The sequence below is a fragment of the Pseudomonas sp. GGS8 genome, from assembly GCF_024168645.1.
GTDB lineage: Bacteria > Pseudomonadota > Gammaproteobacteria > Pseudomonadales > Pseudomonadaceae > Aquipseudomonas.
In genome coordinates, this window is the sequence record NZ_JALJWF010000001.1 from 1,501,624 (window position 1) to 1,519,053 (window position 17,430).

A 17,430-nucleotide genomic window follows, 5' to 3' on the forward strand; every position below is an offset into this window, starting at 1 on the left:
GCGCGGATTATAGCGGAAATTGCTCAAGGTTTAACCAGTTAATGTGCAGAAGGTTTTTCGCGCACCAAAACAGGTCATTTACGGAATTCGACGCTACATTACAGGGCGATATTTTGCAGTTTACGGCGCCGTGCACCTTTATAAGCGTGATATTGGGGCAAAAAACCCATGATGAGGCACTGGCATGCAATTTGCTCCCTTGTGAGGCAGGTTGCCATGGCAGAGTATTCGCGCCGGCATCACCCACATTTAAGGGCATCCATTACTAAGCCCGAAGCCACCCGGAGGACACTATGTCGAAGTCGGTTCAACTCATCAAAGATCATGACGTCAAGTGGATTGATCTGCGCTTCACGGACACCAAAGGCACTCAGCACCACGTGACCATGCCGGCTCGCGATGCGCTGGATGAAGCTTTCTTCGAAGAAGGCAAAATGTTCGACGGTTCCTCCATCGCTGGCTGGAAAGGCATCGAAGCTTCCGACATGATCCTGATGCCGGACGACACCACTGCCGTTCTCGACCCGTTCACCGAAGAGCCGACCCTGATCCTGGTTTGCGACGTGATCGAGCCTTCGACCATGCAAGGCTACGACCGTGACCCACGGGCGATCGCCAAGCGTGCCGAGGAATACCTGAAGTCGACCGGTATCGGTGACACCGTATTTGTGGGTCCGGAGCCTGAGTTCTTCATCTTCGACGAAGTGAAGTTCAAGTCCGACATCTCCGGTTCGATGTTCAAGATCTACTCCGAACAAGGTTCGTGGATGTCCGACCAGGACGTGGAAGGCGGCAACAAAGGCCACCGTCCAGGCGTCAAAGGCGGCTACTTCCCTGTTCCGCCGTTCGACCACGACCACGAAATCCGTACCTCCATGTGCAACGCCATGGAAGAAATGGGCCTGACCATTGAAGTTCACCACCACGAAGTGGCGACTGCCGGTCAGAACGAAATCGGCGTGAAGTTCAACACCCTGGTTGCCAAGGCTGACGAAGTTCAGACCCTGAAATACTGCGTACACAACGTAGCTGATGCCTACGGCCGCACCGCGACCTTCATGCCTAAGCCTCTGTACGGCGACAACGGTTCGGGTATGCACGTTCACCTGTCCATCGCCAAAGATGGCAAGAACACCTTCGCTGGCGAAGGCTATGCCGGCCTGTCCGACACCGCTCTGTACTTCATCGGCGGCATCATCAAGCACGGTAAGGCCCTGAACGGCTTCACCAACCCGTCGACCAACTCCTACAAGCGTCTGGTCCCAGGTTTCGAAGCTCCAGTGATGCTGGCCTACTCGGCTCGCAACCGTTCCGCTTCGATCCGTATTCCTTACGTGTCCAGCCCTCGCGCTCGCCGTATCGAAGCCCGCTTCCCGGATCCAGCAGCTAACCCGTACCTGGGCTTCGCTGCACTGTTGATGGCTGGCCTGGACGGCATCCAGAACAAGATCCACCCTGGCGACGCAGCTGATAAAAACCTGTACGACCTGCCGCCTGAAGAGGCGAAAGAGATCCCACAAGTTTGCGGCAGCCTGAAAGAAGCCCTGGAAGAGCTGGACAAAGGTCGTGCGTTCCTGACCAAAGGCGGCGTTTTCAGCGACGACTTCATCGACGCTTACATCGCTCTGAAAAGCGAAGAAGAAATCAAGGTTCGCACCTTCGTACACCCACTGGAATATGAGCTGTACTACAGCTGCTGATCCGGTAGCGCCGCGACACGCGGCGTGACAAAAGAGAGGCCTCCTTCGGGAGGCCTTTTTTGTGGGCGAACGTCTGTCATCGGATGCCCGGTTGCGTGCATCATGGCCTTCATCCGATAAAGCCGAGACCTTCCATGCGCCTATGCTCATCCCTTGCCTTGCTTACTGCCCTGCTGGCTAACAGCGCTTTCGCCAGCCCGGCCCCTGCCGCCCTCGCCCCACTGCTGGGCACCATCGAGGAGCGCCTGGCGATTGCCGATCAAGTCGCGCTGAGCAAATGGGACAGCGGCAAACCCGTCGAAGATCGTCAGCGCGAACGTGAGGTAATTGCGGGTGCTGTCGCCTTGGCTCCTGACTATAAATTGAGCAACGAAGCCGTCGAACAGTTTTTCTCGGCGCAAATCGAGGCCAACAAACTGGTGCAATACGCGCATTTGTCTGACTGGCATGCGCAAGGCAAGGCTCCCAACGACCCTCGCCCGGATCTCGTCGGGCAGATTCGCCCGCATCTTGATCAGTTACAAAAACGCCTGCTGCAACAACTGGCCGATTTCAGCCCTTATCGCAACGACCCGCAGTGCCCGTCCTGGCTGGCCAAGGCCAATAAATCCGGCACCCAAGTGTCGCTGCGCGAGCTAGCCCGGGTACGCGCCACTGCCGAGTTGTGCAGCGCCAGCCGTTGAGCCTGCCTGCCGACAGGCGCTGATGTGCTCTATGCTCAGCGCTGAGTCGCCACGAACGGAACAGGGCTGGACACTTGCCCAACGGCCAATGGAAGCCTGCAATGCGCTCATTGTTGTTATGCCTGCTCACACTGATCGCCCTGCCCGCCGCCGCGCAGATCTACAAGTACACCGACGCCAACGGCAACACGGCCTACAGCAATCAACCGCCCGATGGCGTTACAGCCCGGCCGGTCGAATTGCCACCGCTCAACAGCGTCGAGCGTCAGTCGCCAAGCGAGCCGGTAGCGCCTGCGCAGGCCAGTGGCCGTGACCAGCCCCACAGCGCGTATCAAGTGCTGGAACTGACCAGCCTGCCCACCGAAGAAGCCTTGCGCGCCAACAACGGCACATTCACCGTCAGCGTATTGATTAATCCGCGCCTGCAAGGCGCTCATCGATTGAGGCTGCTACTGGACGGCCAATCCTACGGCCAGCCGAGCAACGTGCCGATTCTGCAACTGGTGAACATCGACCGTGGCGAGCATAACCTCGCGGTTCAGGTGATCGACGGGCAAAACGTCGTGCAACAGAGCCCCACCGTGACCTTTACTGTGCAACGAGTGCATAAGCCTTGAGGGTATGGCTGCTGGCCGCGTGCCTGGTCTGCCTGCCGGCAATGGCCGAGGTCTTCACCTATATCGACGCCCAGGGCAATCGGGTTTTCACCGATCAGCCGGGCACCCGCAACGCCAAGCGAGTGCCGTTGGCGACCAGCAATCGAATGCCGGCCAACCCGAGTGGCGCGGCGCCCATGACGGCGACAAAATCAAAACCGGCCAAACCACTGTTTCATTACGACATGCTTCGGGTGCTGGTGCCGGAACCGGATGCCACGATCCGTAGCAGTGCCGGTGAATTGATCGTCAGCGTTACCAGCGAACCCGGCCTGCAACAGGGTCATCGTTATCGTTTGCTGCTGGACGGCCAGCCCACTGCCGAGCCCGGCCCCAGCCCGGTGTTCGCCCTGAGCAACATCGACCGCGGCAGTCACAACCTGTCGGTGGAAATCCTCGACGAACAGGGCCGCACCGTCGAACGCACGGCCAATCAACCGTTCCATATGCTGCGCATTTCCCTGGCGCAGAAACGCCAGGTCAAACCCTGCACCCTCACCGACTACGGCCAACGGCCGGAATGCCCCCTTAAAGACAAGCCTGAAGAAGAAAAAAGCGCCTTCTTGCCCTTCTTCTAACTTCGTTCAGGTTTACGCACTATATTGGTGCAAACATCTGCACCATACCCACATTCCAACCCATTTTGGTTCAAAAGTACCCGTAAAAGCTGGCAAAACGCCACGCAAACGAGCGTAAAACGCCCGTTTCAGGCTCTAAACGCTTCTTTTCGGAGCCTTGGTTTGGTTTTTGCATTTTCCTCGCATCAGCGCTTGTTTCCTTTCGCGCGCCCTGCTCCAAAAGAGGTCCTGATGACCATTAGCGACGCACTACACCGCTTGCTACTCGACAACCTGACCACCGCCACCATCCTGCTCGACGCCGAATTGCGCCTCGAGTACATGAACCCGGCGGCGGAGATGCTCCTGGCCATCAGCGGCCAGCGTAGCCATGGGCAGTTCATCAGTGAGCTGTTCACCGAATCCACCGAAGCGCTGAACTCCCTGCGCCAGGCGGTCGAGCAGGCGCACCCGTTCACCAAGCGCGAAGCGATGCTCACCGCCCTCACCGGCCAGACCCTGACCGTCGACTACGCCGTGACGCCAATCCTGAGTAATGGCGACACGATGCTGTTACTGGAGGTTCACCCTCGTGACCGCTTGTTGCGGATCACCAAGGAAGAAGCACAGCTGTCGAAGCAGGAAACCAGTAAAATGCTGGTACGCGGTCTCGCCCACGAGATCAAGAACCCTCTGGGCGGGATTCGCGGCGCGGCTCAGCTGCTCGCCCGTGAGTTGCCGGAAGAAAGCCTGCGCGATTACACCAACGTCATCATTGAAGAGGCCGATCGCCTACGCAACCTGGTGGATCGCATGCTCGGCTCCAACAAATTGCCGTCGCTGGCCATGTGCAACGTGCACGAAGTGCTGGAGCGCGTTTGTCAGTTGGTGGAAGCCGAAAGTCAGGGCTGCATCACTTTGGTGCGTGACTATGACCCAAGCATTCCGGATGTCCTGATCGATCGCGAACAGATGATTCAGGCCGTGCTGAACATCGTGCGCAACGCGATGCAGGCCATCAGCGGCCAGAACGAGCTGCGCCTTGGCCGCATCAGCTTGCGTACCCGCGCCATGCGCCAGTTCACCATCGGCCACGTGCGCCATCGCCTGGTGACCAAGATCGAAATCATCGACAACGGCCCGGGGATCCCCGCCGAGCTGCAGGAAACCATCTTCTTCCCCATGGTCAGCGGCCGCCCGGACGGTACCGGGCTGGGCCTGGCCATTACCCAGAACATCATCAGCCAGCACCAGGGCCTGATCGAATGTGACAGCCATCCAGGCCACACCACGTTCTCGATCTTTCTGCCACTGGAACAAGGAGCCACATCGACATGAGCCGTAGTGAAACCGTGTGGATCGTCGATGACGACCGTTCTATCCGTTGGGTCCTGGAAAAAGCCTTGCAACAGGAAGGCATGACCACGCAAAGCTTCGACAGCGCCGATGGCGTGATGAGCCGCCTGGCGCGCCAGCAGCCGGACGTGATCATCTCCGACATTCGCATGCCGGGTGCCAGCGGCCTGGACCTTCTGGCGCGGATTCGCGAACAACACCCACGGCTGCCAGTCATCATCATGACTGCCCACTCCGACCTGGATAGCGCTGTCGCGTCCTATCAGGGTGGCGCGTTCGAATACCTGCCCAAGCCGTTCGATGTCGACGAGGCCGTTTCCCTGGTCAAGCGCGCCAACCAGCACGCTCAGGAACAACAAGGCCTGGAAGTCGTCCCGACGCTGACCCGCACCCCGGAAATCATCGGCGAAGCGCCGGCGATGCAGGAAGTGTTTCGCGCCATCGGGCGCTTGAGCCACTCCAACATCACCGTGTTGATCAACGGCGAGTCCGGTACGGGTAAAGAACTGGTGGCCCACGCCCTGCACCGCCACAGCCCACGGGCAGCCTCGCCGTTCATTGCACTGAACATGGCGGCGATCCCCAAGGACCTGATGGAATCCGAACTGTTCGGTCATGAAAAAGGCGCGTTCACCGGCGCGGCTAACCTGCGTCGCGGGCGTTTTGAACAGGCCGACGGCGGCACGCTGTTCCTCGACGAAATCGGCGACATGCCGGCGGACACCCAGACTCGCTTGCTGCGGGTACTGGCCGATGGCGAATTTTACCGTGTCGGCGGTCACACGCCGGTGAAGGTCGATGTACGCATCATCGCTGCGACTCACCAGAATCTGGAAACCCTGGTGCACGCTGGAAAATTCCGTGAGGACTTGTTCCACCGCCTCAATGTGATCCGCATCCACATTCCACGGCTGTCGGACCGTCGCGAAGACATCCCGACCCTGGCCAAGCACTTCCTCAGTCGCGCCGCGCAGGAGCTGGCGGTGGAACCGAAGCTTCTGAAAAGCGAAACCGAGGAATACCTGAAAAACCTGCCGTGGCCAGGCAACGTGCGCCAGCTGGAGAACACCTGCCGCTGGATCACCGTGATGGCTTCGGGTCGCGAAGTGCACATCAGCGACCTGCCACCCGAACTGCTGAGCCTGCCGCAGGATTCGGCACCCGTGACCAACTGGGAGCAAGCGCTGCGCCAGTGGGCCGACCAGGCGCTGGCACGCGGCCAATCGAGCCTGCTCGACAGCGCCGTGCCGAGCTTCGAGCGGATCATGATCGAAACCGCCCTCAAACACACCGCCGGCCGCCGTCGCGACGCCGCCGTGTTGCTGGGCTGGGGGCGTAATACCTTGACGCGCAAGATCAAGGAATTGGGGATGAAGGTTGATGGCGGGGATGATGATGAGGGGGATGAGGGCTAAGCAGCCTTTAGATTTGCGCTGATCTCCAGATCCAATCGCGGGCAAGCCCGCTCCCACAGAACCTTTCAGTGGTTTCACTATCGGGTGAACACCATTGAACCTGTGGGAGCGGGCTTGCCCGCAATGCTTTTGAGGGCTTGATGCACCGCCTGAATGCAGCGTGAACCGCAATCGCGCACAACAAACCGTCCCATACCCCGCCTTCACCGGCACAAAAACCATATCACAAAAACACAAAAGCCCCGGATTACGGGGCTTTCAGCACGACTCGGCGACTTTCTGTTTCGACCTGTTAAAAACTGGCACGCTCCCTGCATTAGTCCAATCAGTGATTCGATTCACTACCCAGTTTCGGGGACCTTGGTACAGGCAGGCCGGGGATTCCCCCCTTTACACCGGGCTCATACCGCAACAGCGACGAGCCCACCCCGTTTTGGGGTCCTTGGTACAGGCAGGCCGGGGATTCCCTCTTTACACCGGGCTCACGACGCAATGCGCGAGCCCTCCCGTTTTGGGAACCTTGGTACAGGCAGGCCGGGGATTCCCTCTTTTATTGCTCTCGGAGATGGATCTCCAGCCGCCAGCGGTCATCGACCTCACTACCGGCCCACTCGCCCTGCAGTGGCCGGGCCGCCACCACCGTCAGCAACAATCCCCCATCACTCAAACGCGTTCGCCAGTTCACGTCCTTGCCGTTGAGCTTGAGCTGACCTTTCTGTGCACGACCTTCAGCCTCAAACAGCAATGCAACACTGCCGTCGACCAACTCGCCGTGGGTCTTGGGTTCGTTGTTGAACCACACCACCAGCCCATCGTTGGTCACCTCGACCTGCTGCAAAACGCTGGGGTCGGGCGCGGTCAGGCGACCGATCATCAGGCCCACCATCACCCCGACAATCGCCAGCGAAGCCATCACCCGCGAGAATAGTTTCGAACGGGGATCCGCTTGCGGCGTAGAATGCTGCTCATCTTTACCTTCGGAGCCGTGCATGTTTCACGTCATCCTTTTCCAACCAGAAATTCCGCCGAATACCGGCAACGTTATCAGGCTGTGCGCCAACAGTGGCTGCCACCTGCATTTGATCGAACCGCTGGGCTTCGAGATGGACGACAAGCGCCTGCGCCGGGCGGGCCTCGATTACCATGAGTATGCCACCCTGCAACGCCATGCGGACCTCGCCAGCTGTCTGGAAAGCCTCGGCCACCCTCGGCTGTTCGCCTTTACCACCAAGGGCTCGCGGCCGTTTCACGACGCCAGCTTCGCCGAGGGCGATGCGTTCCTGTTCGGCCCGGAAAGCCGTGGCTTGCCAGCCGAAGTGCTCGACGCCCTGCCCGGCGAACAACGCCTGCGCCTGCCCATGCGCGAAGGCTGTCGCAGCCTGAACCTGTCCAACACCGTGGCCATCGCGGTGTACGAAGCCTGGCGCCAGCTCGGGTTCAAGTAGCTCGAAGATCATTTTCGCCTGACAGAAACAATCGCGGGCAAGCCCGCTCCCACAGGCTCTGCACAATCCTGTGGGAGCGGGCTTGCCCGCGATCTTCAGCAGCGCAGCTTATTGAACGGTTGGAGTCTCGCCAGCCGTCTGCATGCGTTGCAGCTCTTGTGCGTACAGCGCGTCGAAGTTCACCGGGGCCAGCATCAGGGCCGGGAACGAACCGCGGGTCACCAGGCTGTCCAGGGTTTCGCGAGCGTACGGGAACAGGATGTTCGGGCAGAACGCGCCCAGGGTGTGGCTCATCGAAGCGTCGTCCAGATTCTTGATCAGGAAGATCCCGGCCTGTTGTACTTCAGCAATGAACGCCACTTCTTCACCGTTTTTCACAGTGACCGACAGGGTCAGTACGACTTCGTGGAAGTCGCCTTCCAGCGCCTTCTGACGAGTGTTCAGATCCAGACCGACGCTCGGCTCCCACTGCTGGCGGAAGATTGCCGGGCTTTTCGGGGCTTCGAAGGACAAGTCACGTACGTAGATGCGCTGCAAGGAGAATTGCGGTGCGTTTTCTTCTTCGCTAGCTGCAGTGTTCTGTTGGTCAGTCATCTCAGATCCTTTCTGATCTCGGGTCTTATAGGGGTGGCTATTTCTAAGTAAGGCAGTCAGGCCTTGAGCATGGCGTCGAGCTTGCCGGCGCGCTCCAGGGCAAACAAATCATCACAGCCGCCAACGTGGGTGTTGCCGATCCAGATCTGCGGCACGGACGTACGCCCGGCCTTCTGAGCCATTGCGGCACGCACCTGCGGCTTGCCATCGACCTTGATCTCTTCGAAGGCTACGCCTTTGTTCTCGAGCAGGTACTTGGCTCGCGAGCAATAAGGGCAGTAATCGCTGGAATAGACGACGACGTTGTTCATATCACTTCACCAGCGGCAGATTGTCGGCTTTCCAGCTGGAAATACCGCCAGACAGCTTGGCGGCGGTGAAGCCGGACTTCATCAGTTCGCGGGCATGAGTACCGGCAGTCTGACCCATGGCGTCGACCAGGATAATGGTCTTGGCCTTGTGTTTTTCCAGTTCGCCGACGCGAGCGGCCAGTTTGTCCTGAGGAATATTCAACGCGCCAACGATGTGACCGGCGGCGAAATCCTTGGTCGGACGAATGTCGACCACCACGCCTGCGTCCTTGTTGACCAGCCCGGTCAGTTCACCGGTGCTCAGGCTGCGGCCGCCGCCTTGCATCTGATAGGCCAATAGCAGGGCCGCCAGTACAACGAAGATACCCACGAGAATGTAGTGGTTGGTGGCGAATTGAATCAGGTGATCAACCATCGAAGGAGGTTCCAGGGCGTTAAAATGTCGGCCAGTATACACAGCCACTATGGTGGGCCAAACCCCGTCCGGCGGTGACGGCGTCGGAACTTAGCTTTAAACTCCTACTCCCTTTTCCATCGCCCTCTTTTAATTCAGCCACGAGTGGAATCCATGACTACCACGCCTAAACCTTTGGTCCTGATCATTCTCGACGGCTTCGGTCACAGTGACAGCCAGGAATCCAACGCCATCTATGCGGCGAAAAAACCCGTACTGGACCGCCTGTGGGCCACCGTGCCGAACGGCCTGATCTCGGGCAGCGGCATGGACGTCGGCTTGCCGGACGGCCAGATGGGCAACTCCGAAGTCGGCCACATGAACCTCGGCGCCGGCCGGGTGGTGTATCAGGACTTCACCCGCGTGACCAAAGCGATCCGCGACGGCGAGTTCTTCGAGAACCCGACCATCTGCGCCGCGGTGGATAAAGCCGTTGCTGCCGGCAAAGCCGTGCACTTCATGGGCCTGCTGTCCGATGGCGGCGTTCACAGCCACCAGGACCACCTGATCGCCATGGCTGAACTGGCCTTCAAGCGCGGCGCCGAAAAAATCTACCTGCACGCCTTCCTCGACGGCCGCGATACGCCGCCGAAAAGCGCCCAGTCGTCGATCGAATTGCTGGATGCGACCTTCGAAGCCCTCGGTAAAGGCCGGATCGCCAGCATCATTGGCCGTTATTACGCCATGGACCGCGACAACCGTTGGGACCGCGTGTCCCAGGCCTACAACCTGATTGTCGATGGCGCCAGCGAATTCAACGCTGCCACCGCTCAGGAAGGCCTGCAAGCCGCCTACGAGCGTGGCGAGAGCGACGAATTCGTCAAAGCCACCAGCATCGGTGAGCCGGTGAAGGTCGAAGACGGCGACGCCGTGGTCTTCATGAACTTCCGTGCCGACCGTGCCCGCGAACTGACCCGCGTGTTCGTCGAAGACGATTTCAAGGAATTCGAACGCGCACGCAAGCCTGCGCTTGCCGGTTTCGTCATGCTGACCCAATACGCCGCCAGCATCCCCGCGCCATCGGCCTTCGCCGCGGGCAGCCTGGAAAATGTGTTGGGTGATTACCTGGCGAAAAACGGCAAGACACAGCTGCGCATCGCCGAAACCGAGAAGTACGCTCATGTGACCTTCTTCTTCTCCGGCGGTCGCGAAGAACCGTTCCTGGGCGAAGAGCGCATCCTGATCCCGTCGCCGAAAGTCGCCACCTACGACTTGCAACCCGAGATGAGTGCCCCGGAAGTCACCGACCGCATCGTCGATGCCATTGAAAACCAGCGCTACGACGTGATCGTGGTCAACTACGCCAACGGCGACATGGTCGGCCACAGCGGCGTGTTCGAGGCGGCGGTGAAAGCTGTGGAATGCCTGGACACCTGCGTCGGCCGCATCGTCACGGCACTGGAAAAAGTCGGCGGCGAAGCCCTGATCACCGCCGACCACGGCAACGTCGAGCAAATGTCCGACGCCTCCACCGGCCAGGCCCACACTGCCCACACCACCGAGCCGGTGCCGTTCATCTATGTCGGCAAGCGTGACTTGAAGGTTCGCGAAGGCGGCGTTCTGGCCGACGTGGCACCGACCATGCTGATGTTGCTGGGGCTTGAGAAGCCAGCGGAAATGACCGGGGCTTCGATTCTGGTGTAATCCGCCTCATCAAACACCGCCAAACCCTGTGGGAGCGAGCCTGCTCGCGATAGCAATCTGACAGCCAACATCTTTGTTGATTGTACTGATGCCATCGCGAGCAGGCTCGCTCCCACATTGGTTTTCAGTGTTTTTCAGTCCAGTTATCACACAGCCCCAATTGGGCATTTTTTTTGCTGCGCTTGGCGGGCATACTAGGCCGTCCCTTTCCCTGGTGTCGCCCGCCTCTATGCTTCGCGTCCTGATAGCCCTCGCTCTGACTTGCCTGCTCCAACCGGCCTTTGCCGACGAGCGCGCGCAAACCCAACAACAGTTGGACGCCACGCGTCAGGACATCGCTGAGCTGAAAAAACTGCTGGGTAAACTCCAGGAAGAAAAATCCGGGGTGCAGAAAGACCTCAAAGGCACCGAAACCGAGATGGGCACGCTCGAGAAGCAGGTCGAAGCGCTGCAAAAAGAGCTGAAGAAAAGCGAATCCGAGCTGCAGCGACTCGATGGTGAGAAAAAAAAACTCCAGAGCGCGCGCATTGAACAGCAACGGCTGATCGCCATTCAGGCCCGCGCGGCCTATCAGAATGGCCGCCAGGAGTACCTGAAACTGCTGCTCAACCAGCAGAACCCGGAAAAATTCGCCCGCACCCTCACCTATTACGACTACCTGAGCCAGGCCCGCCTGGAGCAGCTGAAGAATTTCAACGAGACCCTGCGCCAACTGGCCAATGTCGAAAAAGACATCTCGATGCAGCAAGCCCAGTTGCTGGTGCAGAAAAGCAGCCTCGACAGCCAGCGCGACGAACTCGACAAGGTCCGCAAAGAGCGCCAGCAAGTCCTGGCCAAGTTGAATGACGACGTGAAGGCTCGAGACCAGAAACTGGCCGCCCGCGAGCAGGATCAGGCGGACCTGTCTAAAGTCCTTAAAACCATTGAAGAAACCTTGGCCCGTCAGGCCCGTGAGGCAGAAGAAGCGCGGCAAAAAGCGTTGATCGCCCAGCAGGAAGCTGAAAAAAAGCGGTTACGTGAGGCTCAGGCTCAAGCAGACGCCACTGACGCCCCACGCAAACCCGCCAAATCGACGCCCGGCGCTCTGGTTTCAAGTTCAGGTGAGACCTTCGGCGGCCCTTTTGCTTCAACTCGCGGCAAACTTCCATGGCCGGTTGATGGTCGACTGCTGGCGCGCTTCGGTGAAACCCGTGGCGACGATGCCCGAACCAAGTGGGACGGCGTGATGATCAGCGCCTCCGCCGGCAGCCAGGTGCATGCCGTTCACGGCGGCCGCGTGGTGTTTGCCGACTGGCTGCGCGGTGCCGGGCTGCTGGTGATTCTCGACCACGGCAACGGTTTTTTGAGTCTTTATGGTCACAACCAGACGCTGCTCAAGTCTGCCGGTGACGTGGTAAAAGCCGGTGAGTCCATCTCCACTGTCGGTAACAGTGGCGGGCAGGACACACCAGCACTGTATTTCGCTATTCGTCAGCAGGGTCACCCGAGTGATCCAGCGCAATGGTGCCGTGCGCAAGGATAAGCACGTTACCTAATTCAGGAGTTTGTTCGACATGCTGCATTTGTCCCGCCTTACCTCGCTGGCCCTGACGATCGCCCTGGTGATCGGCGCGCCTCTGGCGTTTGCCGCTCAACCGGCCCCGACGGTCGCGCCTGCCGGCACCGCTGCGACCACCAAGGCGCCATTGCCGCTGGACGAGTTGCGCACCTTTGCCGAAGTCATGGACCGGATCAAGGCAGCCTATGTAGAACCGGTGGATGACAAGACCCTGCTGGAAAACGCCATTAAAGGCATGCTCAGCAACCTTGACCCGCACTCCGCCTATCTGGGCCCGGAAGACTTCACTGAACTGCAGGAAAGCACCAGTGGCGAATTCGGTGGCCTGGGCATCGAAGTCGGCGCTGAAGACGGTTTCATCAAAGTGGTTTCGCCCATCGATGACACCCCGGCTTCCAAGGCCGGCATCCAGGCCGGCGACTTCATCGTCAAGATCAACGGCCAGCCGACTCGCGGCCAGAGCATGACCGAAGCCGTGGACAAGATGCGCGGCAAGATCGGCCAGAAGATCACCCTGACCCTGGTGCGCGACGGCGGCACGCCGTTCGACGTGACTCTGGTCCGCGCCACCATCCAGGTGAAAAGCGTCAAGAGCCAGTTGCTGGAGTCCGGCTACGGCTATATCCGCATCACCCAGTTCCAGGTCAAGACCGGTGAAGAGGTCTCCAAGGCCCTGGCCAAGCTGCGCAAGGACAACGGCAAGAAACTCAGCGGCATTATCCTCGACCTGCGTAACAACCCGGGCGGCGTGCTGCAATCGGCGGTGGAAGTGGTCGACCACTTCATCACCAAGGGCCTGATCGTCTACACCAAGGGCCGCATTGCCAACTCCGAGCTGCGCTTCTCCGCCACCGGCAAGGACGAAAGCGAAGCCGTGCCAATGGTCGTGCTGATCAACGGCGGCAGCGCCTCGGCCTCGGAAATTGTCGCCGGCGCCCTGCAGGATCAGAAACGTGCGGTAGTCATGGGCACTACCAGTTTCGGCAAAGGCTCGGTACAAACCGTGTTGCCACTGAACAACGACCGCGCACTGAAAATCACCACGGCGCTGTACTACACGCCGAACGGCCGCTCGATTCAGGCTCAGGGCATCGTCCCGGACATCGAAGTGCGCAAGGCCAAGATCACCAACGAGCAGGACGGCGAGTACTTCAAGGAAGCCGATCTGCAAGGTCACTTGGGCAACGGCAACGGCGGTGCCGACAAACCGAGCGGTTCGGGCAGCAAAGCCAAGGCCATGCCGCAGGATGACGATTACCAGTTGGCCCAGGCCCTGAGCCTGCTCAAAGGGCTGAGCATCACCCGCGGCCACTGAGATGCGCTTGCGGTTGCTACTCGGTCTGCTGTGCAGTCTGGCGGGTGTTGCTCACGCGGCGCCCGTCACGACAGCGACCACACCTCACAAGGCTTATCTGAGCCTGATCATCGATGACTTGGGGCAGAACCTGCCCCGGGATCGGCGCGTGCTGGCCCTGCCCGGCCCGGTCACCACGGCGATCATGCCCGATACACCCCACGCCACCGAATTCGCCCGCCAAGCCCATCGTGCCGGCAAGACTGTCATTCTGCACATGCCCATGGACCCGGCCACCGGGCCGTTCGCCTGGCACCCCGAGTTACCCATCGAAGAGCTCGAGAAGCGCCTGAACGCAGCATTCGAGGCGGTGCCATACGCCGCGGGCATCAATAACCACATGGGCAGCCGCATGACCGCTCAGCAACCGGCCATGGCCTGGCTGATGGCGGATTTGCAGCGTCGGCACAAGTTCTTCGTCGACAGCCGCACCAGTGCGCAAACCGTGGCCGCCGCCGAGGCGCAGAAGATTGGTTTGGCGAGTGTTTCGCGGGATGTATTTCTGGATGATGAACGCACCGAAGCGGCGATCTTCACCCAGCTTCAAGCGGCGATCAGCCTGGCGCGCAAGCAGGGCTCGGCGGTGATGATCGGACATCCATATCCGCAGACCCTGGCGGTACTGGAGCGTGAGTTACCCAAGCTCAAGGCGCAGGGTATTGACTGGATCGACATCAAATTGATGATCAGCGTGCGCGGCAATCGCGCGACGGCTGCTCATGGCAATGATGGGCAATACCGTCTACCGCCCGGTAAATAATCAAGCCCCCTTCTGTCTCTCGATATCTATATATGCCTCTTGGTATCCAGCGTCGTGCCACGATTGCGCACACCTGAATTTCATCACCAAGGAATGGCCATGAAATACCTTCGCTACTTTTGCCTGACGGCCCTGATCGGACTGGCAACAACTACCCCTGTACAGGCGCGCGACCTCGGAGAAGGCGCCGTCAATGGCTCAATGTCTAGAGCGCTGCAAAACAGCGAGCATCATTATGAACTCTGGAGCGGCATCGGACGCCTGAGCCTGCAATCTGGAGAATCCTGCAGCGCCGTTCTTCTAGACACGCGAAACAGCCAAGGCCATGCCACTGGCCCTGGCTATCTACTCACCAGTGGCCATTGCGTGTTCTTTCAGTTCGGTTCGGCGCGGACCCACCTGCCTGTGGTGGCCAACATCACCTTCAGCTACTTTTTTGATACGCCCCAGCGTCATCACCGATACGCTGTCCACACGGCCCGGTGGAGCAGCCTGGTGGGCACTGATCTGGCAGTACTTGAGGTCGACGCCACCTTGGCCTCGCTGATACAGGCCGGAGTCAACCCGCTGAAGCTGGCGCCCCATCAAACCTATGAGAGTCATGATGTGCTTAACGTCAGCGCGCCGAGCGGCTTCACTGAACACGGGCTTCGATTGAGCGCTTGCGCCGAGCAAACCGCCGGAACGTTCATCGATCACCCCGGGGTCTTCCCTTTGGCCATGAGAAACCGTTGCGACCTTCACGCTGGCAGCTCCGGCAGCCCGATGCTGAACCGCCGCACCAACGAAATCACCGGTATCGTCAGTCAAGTCGCAGCCTACCGCAATACGCCAGCGCCGCCCGACTGCGAACATTCGCCATCCTGCCAAGCTGCGCGCTTCAACTACAGCTACTCTGCCAACTTCCTCTACCACTGCTTTATTGACGGTGTCTTCACCAGCAACGGGACGAACTGTTCGTTGGAACCGGTCGAGCTGACTGTCACGGAGCCCTGGAATCTCAAGTCAAATGTGCATAGAACGCAAAGTGCGTCTGGGCAGATCGTATTGCCTGCCTGGGACTTCGGGTTCTCCCTCCAGACACCTTTCTATCGTTACAAAGCGGTCCGTAACGCCAGAGATTGCAAGATTCCCGACCATTACAGCGCCGCCATCAGCGCTGAAGACGCTTTCATCAATGCTGCAATAGGACCACAAAACGGTGCGCATGCACTCTGCATTATCGGCGTCGATTCCGAACAACAGAGCCTGACAAGGGCAACATTGAATAATGTGTTCACGAGAGCTGTGTACTTGAGCCCGGTGCCGGTCGCTTCCGTTCAGGCCAGGTCCAGGTAATGACTACAAATACCGCCCCATGATGTCGTCCACCACACCTTCCTTGCGCAACTGATCCAGCGCGGCTTGCAGTTTGGCCACGGTCTCATCCGGCACATCCCTGTTCAGTGCCAGGTACAGTTCGGCGCTGTTGAAGCGCAGCACGGTCTTGAGCCCGGTCACCCCGTCCTGCCGCGCCAGGTAACGTCCGGCCGGATCGCCAGTGGCCCACAGGTCAATCTGACCGTTAGCCAGCTTCTTCGCGTTGTCCTGATCGCGCAGCACCACAATCGGCTTCAGCCCTTGCTTGGTCAGTGTCTCGGCAATCGCATCACCCTTGTAGGCGCCGATTTTGTATTTGCGCGCCTGCTCCAGCGACTCGAGGGTGATCTTGCTATCGGCCTTGGCCAGCATGACCCAGTCGTCCGGGCCGATCGGGCCAACCCACTTGAAGAGATTCTCGCGGTCCGGCAACCGCGCCATCACAAACACGCCATAACCGGGCTTTTCCAGGGCGAGTTTGTAGATTCGCTCCCAAGGGAAACGCAGCGTCAGGCTGTAGGGGATGTCGGCACGCTTGAACATCTCGCGGACGATGTCCACGGCGATGCCGTTGATGTTCTCGCCCTGAGCGAAGTTCTTGCCGTTCTTCGCCATGTTGTACGGCGGGAAGTTTTCCGTCAGCAGCACCAGGCCGGAGTCGGGACTTTCTTCGGCATGAACTCCGTTGATGAACAACAGAGAAGCGCTGGCGAGGACAAGAAGAAGTCGTTTAAGCATGTCGGGCTACCGGAATCCATGGCGTGCCCAAGAGTGCCTTGAGCCCGCCATACTGTCCACTGGCCTGTATGTTTAACGCATCACGATTCCGCGATGAGCCATGTAGGCCTTGGCTTCCTGAACGGTGTATTCGCCGAAGTGGAAAATACTCGCCGCCAATACCGCGCTGGCGTGGCCTTCGAGAATGCCATCCGCCAGGTGCTGCAGGTTTCCGACGCCACCGGAGGCGATCACCGGAATCCCCAGCGCATCACTGATAGCGCGGGTGACACCCAGGTCGAAACCGTTTTTCATGCCGTCCTGGTCCATGCTGGTCAGCAGGATTTCGCCGGCACCGAGGCCTTCCATCTTCTTCGCCCACTCAACGGCGTCGAGGCCGGTTGGCTTGCGACCACCGTGGGTGAAGATTTCCCAGCGCGGGGGTTCGCCCGGGCCGGAAACTTTCTTGGCGTCAATGGCGACAACGATGCACTGCGAGCCGAAATGCTGGGCTGCTTCACCGACAAATTCCGGATTGAACACCGCGGCGGTGTTAATCGAGACTTTGTCCGCGCCGGCATTCAGCAGATTGCGAATGTCCTGCACGGTGCGCACACCACCGCCCACGGTCAGCGGGATGAACACCTGGCTGGCCATGCGCTCGACGGTGTGCAGCGTGGTGTCGCGGCCGTCGACGCTGGCGGTGATGTCGAGAAAGGTAATCTCGTCGGCACCCTGCTCGTCGTAGCGACGGGCGATTTCCACCGGGTCACCGGCGTCGCGAATATTCTCGAACTTGACGCCCTTGACCACCCGGCCGTTATCCACGTCCAGGCAAGGGATGATGCGTTTGGCCAGCGCCATGGT

The 17,430-nt window shown here is 59.6% G+C and carries 18 protein-coding genes; 12 read left to right on the top strand and 6 right to left on the bottom strand.

Annotation, left to right across the window (positions count from 1 at the left end; translation table 11 throughout):
* Window positions 1-293: 293 nt before the first annotated feature.
* The 6 genes from glnA (at window position 294) to ntrC (ending at window position 6,367) form a co-directional block, all read left to right on the top strand.
* Complete coding sequence (gene glnA, locus J3D54_RS06535) at window positions 294-1,700, top strand: glutamate--ammonia ligase (protein WP_018929197.1); 1,407 nt, start codon at window positions 294-296, stop codon at window positions 1,698-1,700.
* 134 nt (window positions 1,701-1,834) lie between these two features.
* Window positions 1,835-2,383: a chorismate mutase gene (locus J3D54_RS06540; protein ID WP_253417194.1), complete on the top strand. Its 549-nt coding sequence runs from the start codon at window positions 1,835-1,837 to the stop codon at window positions 2,381-2,383.
* A gap of 101 nt (window positions 2,384-2,484) precedes the next feature.
* On the top strand, window positions 2,485-3,000 hold the full coding sequence (locus J3D54_RS06545; RefSeq protein ID WP_253417195.1) for a DUF4124 domain-containing protein: 516 nt from the start codon (window positions 2,485-2,487) through the stop codon (window positions 2,998-3,000).
* A complete protein-coding gene (locus tag J3D54_RS06550) occupies window positions 2,997-3,617 on the top strand; it encodes a DUF4124 domain-containing protein (protein WP_253417196.1) in 621 nt (206 codons plus the stop codon). The genes J3D54_RS06545 and J3D54_RS06550 overlap by 4 nt, the downstream gene beginning before the upstream one ends.
* A 231-nt stretch (window positions 3,618-3,848) precedes the next feature.
* A complete protein-coding gene (glnL, locus tag J3D54_RS06555) occupies window positions 3,849-4,934 on the top strand; it encodes a nitrogen regulation protein NR(II) (protein ID WP_253417197.1) in 1,086 nt (361 codons plus the stop codon).
* Window positions 4,931-6,367: a nitrogen regulation protein NR(I) gene (gene ntrC, locus J3D54_RS06560; RefSeq protein WP_253417198.1), complete on the top strand. Its 1,437-nt coding sequence runs from the start codon at window positions 4,931-4,933 to the stop codon at window positions 6,365-6,367. The genes glnL and ntrC overlap by 4 nt, the downstream gene beginning before the upstream one ends.
* 550 nt (window positions 6,368-6,917) lie before the next feature.
* Here the strand turns inward: ntrC and J3D54_RS06565 are convergent.
* Window positions 6,918-7,358: a hypothetical protein gene (locus J3D54_RS06565; RefSeq protein ID WP_253417199.1), complete on the bottom strand. Its 441-nt coding sequence runs from the start codon at window positions 7,356-7,358 to the stop codon at window positions 6,918-6,920.
* Between J3D54_RS06565 and trmL the strand changes: the two genes are divergently transcribed.
* Window positions 7,357-7,812, top strand: a complete 456-nt coding sequence (gene trmL / locus J3D54_RS06570) for a tRNA (uridine(34)/cytosine(34)/5-carboxymethylaminomethyluridine(34)-2'-O)-methyltransferase TrmL (RefSeq protein ID WP_007939438.1) — start codon at window positions 7,357-7,359, stop codon at window positions 7,810-7,812. The two genes, J3D54_RS06565 and trmL, sit on opposite strands and share 2 nt — an antisense overlap.
* A 108-nt stretch (window positions 7,813-7,920) precedes the next feature.
* Here trmL and secB read toward each other — a convergent pair whose 3' ends face one another.
* Genes secB through J3D54_RS06585 form a run of 3 tightly spaced genes read right to left on the bottom strand, consistent with a single transcriptional unit; the run spans window position 7,921 to window position 9,132 of the window.
* Entirely contained in the window at window positions 7,921-8,406 is a 486-nt protein-coding gene (gene secB, locus J3D54_RS06575; protein WP_253417200.1) for a protein-export chaperone SecB, read from the bottom strand.
* A gap of 56 nt (window positions 8,407-8,462) precedes the next feature.
* The gene (gene grxC, locus J3D54_RS06580; protein WP_018929204.1) at window positions 8,463-8,717 is read right to left on the bottom strand and encodes a glutaredoxin 3; all 255 of its coding nucleotides are present in this window, start codon (window positions 8,715-8,717) and stop codon (window positions 8,463-8,465) included.
* A gap of 1 nt (window position 8,718) precedes the next feature.
* Entirely contained in the window at window positions 8,719-9,132 is a 414-nt protein-coding gene (locus J3D54_RS06585) for a rhodanese-like domain-containing protein (RefSeq protein WP_253417201.1), read from the bottom strand.
* Window positions 9,133-9,285: 153 nt separating this feature from the next.
* Here J3D54_RS06585 and gpmI point away from each other — a divergent pair, with 153 nt between their 5' ends.
* The 5 genes from gpmI to J3D54_RS06610 all read left to right on the top strand — a co-directional run bounded on the left by gpmI (window position 9,286) and on the right by J3D54_RS06610 (window position 15,825).
* Window positions 9,286-10,815 (top strand): 2,3-bisphosphoglycerate-independent phosphoglycerate mutase, encoded by a 1,530-nt coding sequence (gpmI, locus tag J3D54_RS06590; RefSeq protein WP_253417202.1) that lies wholly within the window; start codon window positions 9,286-9,288, stop codon window positions 10,813-10,815.
* A gap of 229 nt (window positions 10,816-11,044) precedes the next feature.
* The gene (locus J3D54_RS06595) at window positions 11,045-12,337 is read left to right on the top strand and encodes a murein hydrolase activator EnvC (protein ID WP_253417203.1); all 1,293 of its coding nucleotides are present in this window, start codon (window positions 11,045-11,047) and stop codon (window positions 12,335-12,337) included.
* A gap of 31 nt (window positions 12,338-12,368) precedes the next feature.
* Window positions 12,369-13,688: a S41 family peptidase gene (locus J3D54_RS06600; RefSeq protein ID WP_253417204.1), complete on the top strand. Its 1,320-nt coding sequence runs from the start codon at window positions 12,369-12,371 to the stop codon at window positions 13,686-13,688.
* Window position 13,689: 1 nt separating this feature from the next.
* Window positions 13,690-14,487 carry a divergent polysaccharide deacetylase family protein gene (locus tag J3D54_RS06605; RefSeq protein WP_253417205.1) on the top strand — a complete coding sequence of 266 codons (798 nt, stop codon included), beginning with the start codon at window positions 13,690-13,692 and terminating at the stop codon, window positions 14,485-14,487.
* Window positions 14,488-14,586: 99 nt separating this feature from the next.
* On the top strand, window positions 14,587-15,825 hold the full coding sequence (locus J3D54_RS06610; RefSeq protein ID WP_253417206.1) for a serine protease: 1,239 nt from the start codon (window positions 14,587-14,589) through the stop codon (window positions 15,823-15,825).
* A gap of 3 nt (window positions 15,826-15,828) precedes the next feature.
* On the opposite strand, the gene J3D54_RS06615 is transcribed toward J3D54_RS06610, so the two are convergent.
* Window positions 15,829-16,584: an ABC transporter substrate-binding protein gene (locus tag J3D54_RS06615; protein ID WP_253417207.1), complete on the bottom strand. Its 756-nt coding sequence runs from the start codon at window positions 16,582-16,584 to the stop codon at window positions 15,829-15,831.
* A 72-nt stretch (window positions 16,585-16,656) separates the two neighbouring features.
* Window positions 16,657-17,427, bottom strand: coding sequence for an imidazole glycerol phosphate synthase subunit HisF (gene hisF / locus J3D54_RS06620; protein ID WP_018929212.1), 771 nt, complete (start codon window positions 17,425-17,427; stop codon window positions 16,657-16,659).
* Window positions 17,428-17,430: the final 3 nt, after the last annotated feature.